Here is a 15,833-nt window from a genome sequence, read left to right on the forward strand (position 1 = left end):
GAGCGTTATCGATTTGTGCGAAGTTACGAACTTCACCACCATAAGTCTTAGACAACACAGCTGAAATAGCTGCTGTAAGAGTTGTTTTACCATGGTCAACGTGACCGATGGTGCCTACGTTTACGTGAGGCTTTTTACGTTCAAATTTAGCTTTTGCCACGATAAATTCCTTTCTTTTCAGAAGTGCTCGATTAATTCGAGCAATATAACATTGATGCCGTAACCGATATTAGTTACGAGATTCTATAATCGCTTTTGCAATGTTTTGCGGTGCATCTGTGTACTTATAAAACTCCATAGAGTAAGAAGCACGACCCTGAGATGCAGAGCGCAAATCAGTTGCATAACCAAACATTTCAGATAGAGGCACTACCGCATGAACGAGTTTAACACCTGCGATGCCATCGTCCATACCTTCAATTATGCCACGACGTCGGTTTAAGTCACCAACAACATCGCCCATATAATTTTCAGGTGTAGTTACTTCTACTTTCATACAAGGTTCGAGCAACGCGGGGTTTGCTTCTAGCGCACCCTGTTTGAAGCCCATTGAACCTGCAATTTTGAACGCCATTTCATTCGAGTCCACATCATGATATGAACCGTCAAATAATGTGACCTTCACATCAAGAACAGGATAACCGGCTAATACGCCGTTTTTCATCTGCTCCTGAATACCTTTGTCAACCGCAGGTATGTATTCACGAGGAATAACACCACCAACGACTTCATTGACAAACTCGTAGCCCGCACCCTCTTCGAGTGGTTCAAGTCTTAGCCAAACATGGCCAAACTGTCCACGTCCGCCAGATTGACGTACGAACTTACCTTCCACTTCTACTTTCGAACGGATAGTCTCACGATAGGCTACCTGAGGTTTACCTACGTTACACTCCACACTGAATTCGCGACGCATTCGGTCTACGATAATATCCAAGTGTAGCTCACCCATTCCCGATATTAGTGTTTGAGCAGACTCTTCGTTAGTTTCAACACGGAAAGATGGATCTTCTGCTGCTAATTTTTGCAGCGCAATACCCATTTTGTCCTGGTCAGCTTTCGAGCGAGGCTCAACGGCGATGGTAATCACGGGTTCTGGGAACTCCATGCGTTCAAGAATCACTTTGTGATCATTATCGCAAAGAGTATCACCGGTTGTAACATCTTTTAGACCTATAGCCGCTGCTATATCACCTGCACGTACTTCTTTTAATTCAGTACGGTCGTTAGCGTGCATTTGCACCATTCGACCAATACGTTCACGTTTCTGTTTAACAGAATTATAAACGCCTGAACCTGTCTCAAGTACACCGGAATACACACGGATAAAGGTAAGTGTTCCAACGAATGGATCAGTCGCAATTTTAAATGCTAATGCAGCAAATGGTGCATTATCATCCGACGGACGTTCAACTTCATTCTCGTCTTCATCAATACCTTTAATTGCAGGTACGTCAATTGGCGATGGTAAGAAGTCGACAACCGCATCAAGAACCGCCTGCACACCTTTGTTCTTAAATGCAGAACCACAGGTTGCTAGTACGATCTCGTTGTTAATTGTGCGCTGACGCAGAGCTGCTTTAATCTCAGATTCTGATAACTCACCTTCTTCAAGGTATTTGTTCATCAGCTCATCTGAGGCTTCAGCTGCTGCTTCCACGAGATACTCATGCATTTCTGCAGCTTTTGCTGCGAGATCTGCAGGAATGTCTTCATAAGTGAATGTCATTCCCTGATCTGATTCAGACCAGTTAATGGCTTTCATCTTAATTAAATCAATAACACCCTTGAAGTTCTCTTCTGCACCAATGTTTAATTGAATCGGCACACAAGTCGCACCAAGGCGGTTACGAATTTGTTTTATTACTCGGTCAAAATCTGCACCTGCACGGTCCATTTTGTTAACAAATACCATACGCGGAACGTGGTACTTGTCAGCTTGACGCCATACGGTTTCAGATTGCGGTTCAACGCCTGAAGAGCCACAGAATACAACTACGGCTCCATCTAATACGCGCAATGAACGCTCGACTTCAATAGTGAAGTCTACGTGACCTGGGGTATCGATGATATTAATTCGATGTTCAGCGAATTGAGCTTCCATACCGCGCCAAAAGGTGGTCACAGCAGCAGAAGTGATAGTAATACCACGTTCTTGCTCTTGTACCATCCAATCAGTCGTGGCGGCGCCGTCATGCACCTCACCGATTTTATGAGACATACCGGTATAGAACAGAACACGTTCTGTTGTGGTAGTTTTACCTGCATCCACATGAGCTACAATACCGATATTACGATAACGCTCAATTGGGGTTGTACGAGCCACTATTTATACCCTCTCAGCTAAAACTTTTGGTCTTAGCAATATCAACAATATGGAGCGGGCAAAAGCCCGCTCCATTATATTACCAACGGTAATGAGCAAAGGCTTTGTTAGCTTCAGCCATGCGATGCACGTCTTCACGCTTCTTAACAGCAGTACCTTTGTTTTCAGACGCATCTAGCATTTCACCTGCTAGACGTAGAGCCATAGATTTTTCACCACGCTTGCGAGCAGCTTCAACTAACCAGCGCATCGCTAGTGCGTTACGACGCACAGGACGAACTTCACATGGTACTTGATAAGTAGAACCACCAACGCGACGAGATTTAACTTCGACTGAAGGGCGAACGTTATCAAGAGCTGCTTCAAGGATTGTTAAATGATTTTCGCTTTTCTTTTCAGCGACAACATCTAACGCCTTGTAGATAATTTTTTCTGCAGTCGACTTTTTGCCGTCTTGCATAATGACGTTGATGAACTTAGCCAACAACTCACTGTGAAACTTTGGATCTGGTAGGATTTTACGTTGTCCTACAACGCGACGTCTTGGCATATCAATTCTCCGTATGCTTCAGGTATTTCCAAAACTGGAATGTCAAATAAATACTAGCTTGGCCTTACTTAAACGGGATACGTTAAGACTTAGGACGCTTAGCACCGTACTTAGAACGGCCTTGGCGACGTGAAGTCACGCCAGCACAGTCTAATGCGCCACGAACAGTGTGGTAACGCACACCAGGTAAGTCTTTAACACGACCACCACGGATTAGGATTACACTGTGCTCTTGCAAGTTATGGCCTTCACCGCCGATGTACGAAGTTACTTCGAAACCGTTAGTTAGACGCACACGAGCTACTTTACGTAGTGCAGAGTTAGGTTTTTTAGGTGTTGTAGTGTACACACGAGTACAAACACCACGTTTTTGTGGGCACGCGTTCAACGCAGGCACATTAGTCTTTTCGACTTTTGGCGCGCGTGGCTTACGTACCAACTGGTTTACAGTTGCCATGTATAGCTCCGACAGTTGATTTAAACTCAACAATTAGGTGTGAAAAATCTATATCCCACAATGATGGGACGCGGAATTTTAGAAAGGTAATGGCTATCTGTCAAGAAATAGCCAACTTTTCGTGCAAATTCCAATAAAAAAGGCGCCATTGGCGCCTTTTTTTAACAAAACGCTAACTTAATCTTGGCTACCTGCCAAGTTTAGTAGATCTGCTAGGTTCTGTTCAGCTTCGCTTGCAGTGACAGTTGTCGCTTCCACTTTGCCTTTCGAACTTGCTGCTTTAGCACGTTCTTCATTGCGAGTTTTGTGGTAAGCATAACCGGTACCAGCAGGGATCAAACGACCAACGATTACGTTTTCTTTCAGACCACGTAATGGATCGCTCTTACCACCAACGGCCGCTTCAGTTAACACACGAGTGGTTTCCTGGAACGATGCTGCTGATATGAATGACTCAGTAGCCAAAGATGCTTTGGTAATACCCAGTAATTCACGTTCGAACGTAGCAGGTGCTTTGCCTTGAGCAATTAGCTCACGGTTAGCAATCTTAACACGCGCGACTTCAACTTGTTCGCCAGCTAAGAAATCACTGTCACCTGCGGTGCTAATTAAGCACTTACGCAGCATTTGACGAATGATAACTTCGATGTGCTTGTCGTTGATCTTTACGCCCTGTAGACGGTAAACGTCCTGTACTTCGTTCACAATGTAGTTTGCTACGTTGTGGATACCACGAAGACGTAAGATGTCATGTGCCGCTTCTGGACCGTCAGCAATAACTTCACCACGTTCGACTTTTTCACCTTCGAACACGTTTAAGTTACGCCACTTAGGGATCATCTCTTCATAATGATCGCCGCCATCAGCAGGGGTAATCACTAGACGACGTTTGCCCTTAGTCTCTTTACCGAACGAGATAGTACCAGAGATTTCAGCAAGAATTGCTGGCTCTTTTGGCTTACGCGCTTCGAATAAGTCAGCAACACGTGGTAGACCACCGGTGATGTCGCGTGTTTTAGACGATTCTTGTGGAATACGTGCTAACGCGTCACCAACGTTGATTTTCGCGTTATCGTCTTTCGACACAATCGCGTTACCAGGCAAGAAGTACTGAGCTGGTACTTCTGTACCAGGGATCATTAAGTCGTTACCGTCAGCATCAACTAGGCGAATTGCTGGGCGAAGTTCTTTACCAGCTGAAGTACGTGCACCAATTTCTAGTACAACAACAGATGATAAACCAGTTAACTCGTCAGTTTGACGTGTCATGGTTACGCCATCAATCATGTCAACAAACTTAACGCTACCCGCTACTTCAGAGATAATTGGGTGAGTATGTGGATCCCAGTTAGCGATTATCTGGCCAGCTGTAACTTCACAATCTTCCAATACTTCTAGTACGGTACCGTAAGGCACTTTGTAACGCTCTTTCTCACGACCTAGCTCATCAATGATGGCTAATTCAGAAGAACGAGATACGATAACCAGCTTACCGTCGATGTTAGAAACATGCTTAGCATTGTGTAACTTCAGAGAACCTGCGTTCTTAACTTGAACGTTGTTTTCTGCAGAAGCTCGAGATGCCGCACCACCAATGTGGAACGTACGCATGGTTAACTGTGTACCAGGTTCACCGATTGACTGTGCCGCAACAACACCAATAGCTTCACCGTGGTTAATAATATGACCACGAGCCAAGTCACGGCCGTAACACGCTGCACACACACCGAAGTCTGTTTCACAGGTAATTACAGAACGTACTATCACTTCGTCAATACTATGTTCTTCTAACGTATTACACCATGCTTCATCAAGAAGCGTGTTGCGTGGAGCAAGTACTTCATCAGTACCTGGCTTCATTACGTCTAGAGCAACAACACGACCTAGAACACGTTCGCGTAATGGCTCAACAACATCACCACCTTCAATAAGCGGTTTCATTGTTAGACCATGCTCAACACCACAGTCATCTTCAATAACAACTAAGTCTTGTGCAACGTCTACTAAACGACGAGTTAAGTAACCCGAGTTAGCTGTCTTCAATGCTGTATCGGCAAGACCTTTACGCGCACCGTGAGTAGAAATAAAGTACTGTAGTACGTTTAGACCTTCACGGAAGTTAGCTGTAATTGGGGTTTCGATGATTGAGCCATCAGGCTTAGCCATCAAACCACGCATACCCGCTAACTGACGGATCTGTGCAGCACTACCACGAGCGCCCGAGTCAGCCATCATATAGATGCTGTTAAACGAAGCTTGTTGCTCAGGAACGCCATCACGGTTAATCACTGTCTCAGTTGACAGGTTTTCCATCATCGCTTTAGATACTTTTTCGTTTGCGCTTGCCCAGATATCGATAACTTTGTTGTAACGCTCACCAGCAGTAACAAGACCTGACTGGAACTGCTCTTGAATTTCAAGCACTTCAGCTTCAGCGTCAGCAACTAAGGTATATTTTTCGTCTGGAATAACCATGTCATCGATACCAACAGAGGCACCAGAGATGGTTGCAAAACGGAAACCGGTATACATCAATTGGTCAGCAAAGATAACAGTATCTTTAAGGCCTAATTGACGGTAACAGGTGTTCAATAGCTTAGAAATCTGCTTCTTACCCATGTTTTGGTTAACCAAATCATAAGATAAGCCTTCAGGTAGAATTAACGATAAAAGCGCGCGACCAACAGTTGTATCTACGATACGTGTTGCTTTTGTTCTTTCGCCGTCTTCAGCAATGTGCGTTTCAGTAATACGTACTTTTACGCGAGCGTGTAATTCAGCTACACCTACAGCATAAGCTTTTTCAACTTCAGATACTGAAGAGAAAACCATACCTTCACCGAGACCATTAATACGTTCACGGCTGGTGTAGTACAAACCTAATACCACGTCCTGAGACGGTGTAATTACAGGCTCACCGTTAGCAGGTGACAAAATGTTGTTGGTTGACATCATTAGCGCACGAGCTTCTAACTGAGCTTCAAGCGTTAATGGAACGTGAACCGCCATTTGGTCACCGTCGAAGTCGGCGTTGTATGCCGCACAAACTAACGGGTGCAATTGAATTGCTTTACCTTCAATCAGAACAGGTTCAAATGCTTGAATACCTAGTCTGTGAAGTGTTGGTGCACGGTTAAGCATAACTGGATGTTCACGAATCACTTCGTCTAACACATCCCATACTTCAGCCTGTTCGCGTTCAACCATTTTCTTAGCAGCTTTAATCGTAGTCGCTAAACCACGCGCTTCTAGCTTGCCGTAAATGAATGGCTTGAATAGCTCAAGTGCCATCTTCTTAGGAAGACCACACTGATGCAGACGTAAAGTTGGTCCTACGGTAATTACCGAACGGCCAGAATAGTCAACACGCTTACCAAGTAAGTTCTGACGGAAACGACCTTGCTTACCCTTGATCATATCAGCAAGAGATTTCAGCGGACGCTTGTTAGAACCCGTAATAGCACGACCGCGACGACCGTTATCTAATAGCGCATCAACTGACTCTTGTAACATACGCTTTTCGTTGCGTACGATAATGTCAGGCGCAGCTAAATCTAACAGACGCTTTAAGCGGTTGTTACGGTTAATCACACGACGGTATAGATCGTTAAGATCTGACGTCGCGAAACGACCACCGTCTAACGGCACTAATGGACGTAGATCAGGTGGAAGAACCGGTAATACTTTTAAGATCATCCACTCTGGCTTGTTGCCAGAAGTGAAGAATGCTTCCATCAGCTTAAGGCGTTTAGTGACCTTCTTGCGACGGGTTTCAGAGTTAATTGAAGGCAACTCTTCACGCATTTGCTCGATCTGTTCTGCTAAGTTAATCGCGCGTAGCAATTCAAGAACTGCTTCAGCACCCATCTTAGCTTCAAACTCGTCACCGTATTCTTCTAACGCATCAAGATACGTTTCTTCGGTTAGCATTTGGCCGCGTTCAAGCGTGGTCATGCCAGGCTCGATAACAACAAAAGATTCGAAGTACAGTACGCGTTCAATATCACGCAACGTCATATCAAGCATTAAGCCGATACGAGATGGAAGTGATTTTAAGAACCAAATGTGGGCAACTGGACTAGCCAATTCAATGTGACCCATGCGCTCACGACGCACTTTAGTCTGGGTAACTTCTACGCCACACTTTTCACAAATAACACCACGGTGCTTTAAACGTTTGTATTTACCACACAAACATTCGTAATCTTTAACCGGACCAAAAATACGCGCACAGAACAAACCTTCACGTTCAGGTTTGAATGTACGGTAGTTAATGGTTTCTGGCTTCTTTACTTCACCAAAAGACCAAGAACGGATTAGATCTGGCGAGGCCAAACCAATTTTGATTCCGTTAAATTCTTCAGTCTTACTTTGCTGTTTAAGAAACTTTAATAAGTCTTTCACGTTTCTCTCCTGAAGGAGTTAAACCAGGTGCTTTGCTGATGCAAAGCACCCTTGGTTACCAAACATTGCTTAAGTGCGATGCTTACTCTTGGTCCAACTCGATATTAATACCAAGTGAACGGATTTCCTTCAACAATACGTTGAAAGACTCAGGCATGCCTGGGTGCATCTGATGGTTACCGTCGACGATGTTTTTATACATCTGAGTACGACCGTTAACGTCATCTGACTTAACTGTTAGCATTTCTTGTAGAGTATAAGCTGCACCGTATGCTTCAAGTGCCCACACTTCCATCTCACCGAAACGCTGACCACCGAATTGAGCTTTACCGCCCAATGGTTGTTGAGTCACTAAGCTGTACGAACCGGTTGAACGGGCGTGCATCTTGTCATCAACTAAATGGTTCAGTTTGAGCATGTACATGTAACCAACGGTTACTTTACGCTCAAATTCGTTACCGGTACGGCCGTCACATAATGTCAACTGACCAGACTCAGGTAAGCCTGCAAGAGCAAGCATCTGCTTGATCTCTTTCTCTTTAGCACCATCGAATGCTGGTGTTGCAATTGGAATACCACCTTTCAGGTGAGTAGCCAGACGCACCACTTCATCATCAGAGAACGAATCGATATCAACACGCTGAAGCACGTCGTCACCTAATTCGTAGACTTGTTTGATGTAATCACGAAGTACGGCAATTTCACGCTGCTCTTCTAGCATTGCAGTAATTTTATTACCGATACCTTTAGCGGCTGCGCCCATGTGGACTTCAAGTACCTGACCGATGTTCATACGCGATGGTACGCCCAATGGGTTAAGTACGATGTCTACTGGATTACCTTCTTCATCGTATGGCATATCTTCAACAGGACAAATCTTAGAGATTACACCCTTGTTACCATGACGACCGGCCATTTTGTCACCAGGCTGGATAGTACGCTTAACTGCAAGGTAAACCTTAACAATCTTAAGTACGCCAGGTGCCAAATCATCGCCTTGAGTGATCTTACGACGTTTAATTTCAAACTTTTTATCAAAGTCAGCTTTTAGCTCTTCGTGCTGTTCAGCTAACTGCTCTAATTCAGTTTGTTTTGCTTCGTCATCGATAACTTGAATTAATACGTCTTTACGTGGGATTTCAGCTAATTTAGCTTCAGAATAACCCACAGACAGTAACAAGTTACGTGCACGGCTCAATACGCCTTCTTCAAGGATCTTGAACTCTTCACCTAAGTCTTTACGAGCTTGGCGTACGTGCATTTCTTCAATTTCAAGCGCGCGCTTGTCTTTCTCAACGCCGTCACGGGTAAATACCTGTACGTCGATGATGGTGCCTTTCACTGAGTTAGGTACACGTAATGAGCTGTCCTTAACGTCAGATGCTTTCTCACCAAAAATAGCTCGGAGTAGTTTCTCTTCTGGCGTCAGCTGAGTTTCACCTTTTGGTGTTACTTTGCCCACTAGAATGTCGCCACCCTTCACTTCTGCACCAATATAAACAATACCTGATTCATCTAATTTAGATAAAGCAGACTCGCCTACGTTTGGAATATCAGCAGTGATTTCTTCGCTACCCAATTTAGTATCACGAGCAATACAAGAAAGCTCTTGGATATGGATAGTAGTGAAACGATCTTCTTGCGCTACGCGCTCAGAAATTAAGATCGAATCTTCGAAGTTATAACCGTTCCAAGGCATGAACGCGATACGCATGTTTTGGCCAAGAGCCAATTCACCAAGATCCGTTGAAGGACCATCGGCTAACACGTCACCACGAACTACTGGTTCACCAGCAAAACAAACTGGACGTTGGTTAATACAAGTGTTTTGGTTTGAACGGGTATATTTAGTGAGGTTATAAATGTCGATACCTGCTTCGCCTGCGCGTAGCTCATCTTCATTTACTTTGATTACAATGCGACTTGCATCGACATAATCAACCACACCACCACGCTTAGCAACTACAACAACGCCAGAGTCAACCGCTAGAGTACGCTCAATACCAGTACCCACTAACGGCTTATCAGCACGTAAAGTAGGAACGGCTTGACGTTGCATGTTTGCACCCATCAATGCACGGTTAGCATCATCGTGTTCTAAGAACGGAATCAGCGATGCAGCAACAGAAATAATCTGCTGTGGAGATACGTCCATATATTGAACATCTGCAGCACGCATAAAGGTAGATTCACCTTTGTGACGACACGCAATCTGTTCTTCAACCATGCGGCCAGCAGCATCAACTTCAATGTTTGCCTGAGCAATAACATAACGGCCTTCTTCGATTGCTGACAAGTATTCAACTTCATCAGTAATCACACCTTCAACCACTTTGCGGTAAGGTGTTTCTAAGAAACCATAAGAGTTAGTACGTGCAAAACTTGCTAACGAGTTGATTAGACCAATGTTTGGACCTTCAGGGGTCTCAATTGGACATAAACGACCGTAGTGAGTTGGATGTACGTCACGAACTTCGAAGCCTGCACGTTCACGAGTCAAACCACCTGGGCCAAGTGCAGAAATACGACGCTTATGCGTCACTTCTGATAGCGGGTTGTTTTGATCCATAAACTGAGACAACTGTGAAGAACCGAAAAATTCTTTCACTGCCGCAGAAATTGGCTTGGCGTTGATTAAGTCTTGTGGCATAAGTTCGTTTAAATCGCCTAAAGATAGACGCTCACGAACAGCACGCTCAACACGGACTAAACCAACACGGAATTGGTTTTCAGCCATCTCACCAACGCTACGAATACGACGGTTACCCAAGTGGTCAATATCGTCGACTTCATCATAGCCGTTACGGATTTCGATGATTTTCTTCATTACCGATACGATGTCTTCTTTAGACAACACACCGCGACCTTCATCTTCAGCAATCTCAAGACGACGGTTGAACTTCATACGACCTACTTTAGATAAGTCATAACGTTCTTCACTGAAGAATAGGTTTTGGAATAAACCTTCAGCTGCATCTTTGGTTGGTGGCTCGCCAGGACGCATCATACGGTAGATTTCAACTAATGCTTCTAAGCGGTTAGTTGTAGAATCGATACGTAATGTGTCAGCAATATAAGCACCATGATCAAGGTCATTGATGAATAATGTATCAATGTTCTTAATACCAGCAAGTGATAACTTAGCTAAATCTTCTAAGGTAATCTCGCTGTTAGCAGTAACTAATACTTCACCAGTATCTTCATCGATATAGTCTTGTGCAGCATACTTACCAACGATGTATTCAACTGGCACTTCAAGCTCAGTTGTGTTGGTTTTTTCAAGTTGCTTAATATGACGCGCAGTAATACGACGGCCAGCTTCAACCAATAAAGCGCCTTCAGCATCTTTAATGTCATAGCTTGCTGTTTCGCCGCGTAAACGGTCAGGCACAAGTGCCATTACAAGTGAGTCTTTCTTGATCTTAAACTCAATACGCTCAAAGAATAAATCTAAGATGTCCTGAGTAGAGTATTCAAGCGCTCGTAGGATAATCGTTGCTGGTAATTTGCGACGACGGTCAATACGGACGAATAAAGCATCTTTAGGATCGAATTCAAAGTCAAGCCATGAACCACGGTAAGGAATAATACGTGCGTTATACAGCACCTTACCAGAAGAGTGGGTTTTACCACGGTCATGATCAAAGAACACGCCTGGAGAACGGTGTAACTGAGAAACGATAACACGCTCAGTACCGTTGATAACGAAAGTACCGTTATCAGTCATCAATGGGATATCACCCATGTAGACTTCTTGTTCTTTAATGTCTTTAACAGTGCCAGCAGCAGCTTCACGGTCAAACAACACCATGCGTAATTTAACGCGTAGTGGTGCTGAATAAGTTACACCGCGGATCTGACATTCTTTCACATCAAAAACTGGCTCACCTAGTTTATAACTGACATATTGCAGCTCAGAATAACCAGAAAAGCTCTTGATAGGAAAAACGCTACGGAATGCAGCTTCTAAGCCACGCTCACCCGTAGGGTCTTGATCGGTGAACTTCTTAAAAGAGTCTAACTGGATAGACAATAAATAAGGGATGTCCAAAACTTTTGGACGCTTACCAAAGTCTTTGCGAATACGCTTCTTTTCAGAATAGGAGTAAACCATGGGTTTCCTCTGCTTACGAGATGTGACCAAGACTGAAATACATTAATTTTTTAATATAAATCAGCGCGTTTGCCCGTCACCGTTGTCGCAAGAACCTAACCAGTAATCTCTGCTAGGAACTGCTAAAACTGGCGATAAACGGTGAATAAAAAATCGCCTGCGCATAGAGCGCAAAAAAGGCCGACGGTTAAAAAACCGCCAGCCTTCACCCAATTACTTGGGTGAGCAAGTAAGCTATAGCTTACTTGATTTCAACTTCTGCACCAGCTGCTACTAACTCAGCTTTAAGCGCTTCAGCTTCTTCTTTGCTTACCGCTTCTTTAACAGCGATTGGCGAAGATTCTGACATAGTTTTAGCTTCTTTCAGGCCTAGACCTGTAGCGCCACGAAGAGCTTTAATTACAGCAACTTTGTTAGCACCGTGTGAAGTAAGAATTACGTCGAATTCTGTTTGTTCTTCAGCAGCTGCACCAGCATCGCCGCCGCCAGAAACTACTGCAGCAGCAGCAGAAACGCCGAATTTCTCTTCCATAGCTTCGATTAGTTCAACAACTTCCATTACAGACATTGCTGCAAAAGCTTCTAACATTTGGTCTTTAGTGATAGACATAAGAAATATTTCCTATTGTTCTGAATTCAATTTGATTAAGCGGCCGACTTAAAATTAAGCGGCGTCTTGTTTTTGATCGCGAAGGGCGGCCAATGTACGAACGAACTTGCCAGCAGATGCTTCTTTCATAGTCATCATTAACTGAGCTAGTGCTTCGTTGTATGTTGGTAGTTTCGCTAAACGATCAATATCAGCTGCAGGGATAAATTCCCCTTCGAAAGCTGCACCTTTAACTTCAAACTTAGCTTGCTCTTTAGCGAAATCTTTTAAAAGACGCGCTGCAGCACCTGGGTGCTCAGTAGAGAAAGCTAGTAAAGTTGGGCCAGTGAAAGTTTCGGCTAGGCACTCAAAAGCAGTACCTTGAACAGCGCGACGAGCTAGAGTGTTACGTACTACACGTACATAAACACCATTAGCGCGAGCTGCTTTACGCAAAACAGTCATAGCACCTACAGTTACGCCACGTGAATCAGCGGCAACTGCAGAAAGTGCACCTTTGGCAGCTTCGTTGACTTCAGCAACAATTGCCTTTTTGTCTTCGAGTCTTAATGCCATTGGCTTTACTCCTGGATTCTACCTAGGGAATACCCCTAGAATTTACCAAACTAAGCACAACATGTGCTTAGTTACTAACGGTGCAGATATTCCAGTAAAAAAATTTAGCTGGGGCCTGACACCGTCTACGCAGGAAATTAAGTGAACCTTACGATTGACACCTGCGGTCTTGGACGGAAGCTCTATTGCTACTCAACAAACCTAAATAATTAGGTCAATATTGGATAGAATGAGCTTCAACCCACAAAGTGCGCGCATTATAGACTAGTGCGCGCATTTTGTAAAATTACTTAATGTCTTCCAAGCTAGCTTGGTCAACAGTAACACCTGCACCCATAGTGGTAGAGATGCTAATTTTTTTCACGTAAATGCCTTTTGCAACTGCAGGCTTAGCCTTTTTCAATGCAGACACTAACGATTCTAAGTTGTCTCTTAACTGTTCAACAGTGAAATCCACTTTACCGATAGTAGTGTGGATAATACCGTTTTTGTCGTTGCGGTAACGAACTTGACCAGCTTTAGCATTCTTAACTGCTTCTGCAACGTTAGGCGTTACAGTACCAGTTTTAGGGTTAGGCATTAAACCACGTGGGCCTAAGATCTGACCTAACATACCAACAACGCGCATTGCGTCTGGTGATGCGATAACAACGTCAAAGTTCATTTCGCCAGCTTTAACTTGTTCAGCTAAATCTTCCATACCCACAAGTTCAGCGCCAGCAGCTTTAGCAGCTTCAGCGTTTGCACCTTGAGTGAATACAGCAACACGAACGTCACGACCAGTACCGTGTGGTAGTACAGTAGCACCACGCACGTTTTGGTCTGATTTACGAGGATCGATACCAAGGTTAACAGCTACGTCAACACTTTCTAAAAACTTAGCAGTTGCTAGTTCTTTTAAAAGTGCTACTGCTTCGTTGATGTCGTACTGTTTAGTTGCATCAACTTTTTCGCGGATTACGCGAGCGCGCTTAGTTAGCTTTGCCATTATATTAGTCCTCTACTACCAAACCCATTGAACGTGCAGTACCTTCAATTGAGCGAGTCATCGCTTCAATGTCAGCACCAGTCATATCAGCTGCTTTAGATTCAGCGATTTCCTGAACTGCGCTACGCTTGATAGTTCCTACTTTTTGAGTATTAGGACGGCCAGAACCTGATTTCAGACCTGCTGCTTTAAGCAGTAGGAAAGACGCAGGTGGAGTCTTAGTTTCAAAAGTGAAAGAACGGTCGTTATATACAGTGATAACAACAGGAATTGGCATGCCTTTCTCGAACTTTTCAGTACGAGCGTTGAATGCTTTACAGAATTCCATGATGTTCACACCTTTTTGACCTAAAGCAGGACCAACTGGTGGAGACGGGTTTGCAGCACCGGCTGCTACTTGTAGCTTAATATAAGCTTCAATTTTCTTTGCCATGTCGACATTTCCTCAATTTGGGTTCAAACGCATCTCGGCGACATGCCAATTTGCTCCCCTGAAAACAACGGGTGCGAATTATATTAAAATACGCACCCGCAAACAATATTTATTTGTAGTTATTTTAATCAGCTCTTTTCGACCTGATGAAAATCTAACTCTACTGGTGTTGAACGACCGAAAATCATAACAGAAACCTTCACGCGGTTTTTGTCGTAATCAACTTCTTCAATAGTGCCGTTAAAGTCAGCAAATGGACCATCACACACACGCACAACTTCACCAGGTTCATACATAACACGATGAGTCGGTGACTCAATTGTGTCTTGCAGACGCTGAAGAATAGCATCGGCTTCTTTATCAGAAATAGGCGCTGGACGGTCTGAGGTTCCACCAATAAAGCCCATTACACGTGGAATGCTCTTTACTAAGTGCCAACTGTCATCGTTCATTTCCATTTGGACTAATACATAACCAGGAAAGAACTTGCGTTCGCTTTTACGACGCTGACCTGCACGCATTTCGACCACTTCTTCAGTAGGAACTAAGATCTCACCGAAGTAGTTTTCCATGTTGTGCATTTTGATATGTTCAAGCAGTGTTTTAAGCACACGGCCTTCATAGCCCGAAAAGGCTTGAATTACATACCATCTTTTTTTTGCTTCTGTAGCTTCAGTCATTTTAGATGCCTATACGCCAGTAATTAAATTGACTACTCGTAATAATACCGCATCTAATCCCCAAAGGATCAGTGCTACTACAGCGGTTGCTGCAAGTACAATAAACGTAGTGTTTAGCGCCTCTTGGCGAGTTGGCCATACTACTTTACGCACTTCAATGTGTGCTTCACGGGCAAATGATAATGCTTGCTTACCCTTGATAGTTTGCAATGCGATAACACCTGCTATAGCAAAGGCAATAATTACCCCAGCAACACGAGCCACAACATTTGCATCTGCGTAAAATTGATTGCCTATAACAGCAGCAGCGATTAGCAATGCTGCTACGCCCCACTTAACGATATCCAAAGAATTACTCTGGTTTTCAGTATTTGTTGTCATCGGTTAATTCCGTTACTCACTACGACCTGAGCTTAGCTTGGTAAACAACATATTTACCAAATCCGCATTTCCGAGCTTTCCCAGAAAATGCATAAGCACAGGGTCAAAAATCGGCCATAGATTGTATTCTTATTCAGCTTTGTTCGCAACAATACAGGTAAAGTTAGCGTAACAATTTAGGCAAAAAAAACAATTAATCGATATTTTTTTCCTAAAAACAAAAAAGGAAGCCGAAGCTTCCTTTTTCAGTGTTCACTAAAGTCGCTATTACGCGATGATTTTAGCTACTACACCAGCACCAACTGTACGGCCACCTTCACGGATAGCGAAACGTA

The 15,833-nt window shown here is 43.8% G+C and carries 13 protein-coding genes; all 13 read right to left on the reverse strand.

Features of this window, described 5'->3' with window-relative positions; genetic code table 11:
• The coding region (locus AC19MX_RS20780; RefSeq protein ID WP_498299752.1) for a GTP-binding protein at positions 1 to 160 on the reverse strand (160 nt) is incomplete at its 3' end.
• 69 nt (positions 161 to 229) lie between these two features.
• Complete coding sequence (fusA, locus tag AC19MX_RS20785) at positions 230 to 2,326, reverse strand: elongation factor G (RefSeq protein WP_498299751.1); 2,097 nt, start codon at positions 2,324 to 2,326, stop codon at positions 230 to 232.
• 79 nt (positions 2,327 to 2,405) lie between these two features.
• Complete coding sequence (gene rpsG / locus AC19MX_RS20790; protein WP_160056453.1) at positions 2,406 to 2,876, reverse strand: 30S ribosomal protein S7; 471 nt, start codon at positions 2,874 to 2,876, stop codon at positions 2,406 to 2,408.
• A gap of 82 nt (positions 2,877 to 2,958) precedes the next feature.
• A complete protein-coding gene (rpsL, locus tag AC19MX_RS20795) occupies positions 2,959 to 3,333 on the reverse strand; it encodes a 30S ribosomal protein S12 (protein ID WP_101033703.1) in 375 nt (124 codons plus the stop codon).
• A 177-nt stretch (positions 3,334 to 3,510) separates the two neighbouring features.
• Positions 3,511 to 7,737, reverse strand: a complete 4,227-nt coding sequence (rpoC, locus tag AC19MX_RS20800; protein WP_432405809.1) for a DNA-directed RNA polymerase subunit beta' — start codon at positions 7,735 to 7,737, stop codon at positions 3,511 to 3,513.
• Positions 7,738 to 7,819: 82 nt separating this feature from the next.
• Positions 7,820 to 11,851, reverse strand: a complete 4,032-nt coding sequence (rpoB, locus tag AC19MX_RS20805) for a DNA-directed RNA polymerase subunit beta (protein WP_432405812.1) — start codon at positions 11,849 to 11,851, stop codon at positions 7,820 to 7,822.
• A 241-nt stretch (positions 11,852 to 12,092) separates the two neighbouring features.
• Positions 12,093 to 12,461: a 50S ribosomal protein L7/L12 gene (rplL, locus tag AC19MX_RS20810; RefSeq protein WP_432405817.1), complete on the reverse strand. Its 369-nt coding sequence runs from the start codon at positions 12,459 to 12,461 to the stop codon at positions 12,093 to 12,095.
• A gap of 54 nt (positions 12,462 to 12,515) precedes the next feature.
• Positions 12,516 to 13,016: a 50S ribosomal protein L10 gene (gene rplJ, locus AC19MX_RS20815; RefSeq protein ID WP_432405822.1), complete on the reverse strand. Its 501-nt coding sequence runs from the start codon at positions 13,014 to 13,016 to the stop codon at positions 12,516 to 12,518.
• Between the two features lie 286 nt (positions 13,017 to 13,302).
• Positions 13,303 to 14,004 carry a 50S ribosomal protein L1 gene (gene rplA / locus AC19MX_RS20820; RefSeq protein WP_432405826.1) on the reverse strand — a complete coding sequence of 234 codons (702 nt, stop codon included), beginning with the start codon at positions 14,002 to 14,004 and terminating at the stop codon, positions 13,303 to 13,305.
• Between the two features lie 4 nt (positions 14,005 to 14,008).
• Complete coding sequence (rplK, locus tag AC19MX_RS20825; protein WP_188843830.1) at positions 14,009 to 14,437, reverse strand: 50S ribosomal protein L11; 429 nt, start codon at positions 14,435 to 14,437, stop codon at positions 14,009 to 14,011.
• Positions 14,438 to 14,565: 128 nt separating this feature from the next.
• Positions 14,566 to 15,117 carry a transcription termination/antitermination protein NusG gene (gene nusG, locus AC19MX_RS20830; RefSeq protein WP_432405831.1) on the reverse strand — a complete coding sequence of 184 codons (552 nt, stop codon included), beginning with the start codon at positions 15,115 to 15,117 and terminating at the stop codon, positions 14,566 to 14,568.
• A 9-nt stretch (positions 15,118 to 15,126) separates the two neighbouring features.
• Positions 15,127 to 15,498: a preprotein translocase subunit SecE gene (secE, locus tag AC19MX_RS20835; protein ID WP_160056469.1), complete on the reverse strand. Its 372-nt coding sequence runs from the start codon at positions 15,496 to 15,498 to the stop codon at positions 15,127 to 15,129.
• A gap of 267 nt (positions 15,499 to 15,765) precedes the next feature.
• The coding region (locus tag AC19MX_RS20840) for an EF-Tu C-terminal domain-related protein (RefSeq protein WP_199734358.1) at positions 15,766 to 15,833 on the reverse strand (68 nt) is incomplete at its 5' end.

Source organism: Shewanella sp. MF05956, assembly GCF_059758055.1.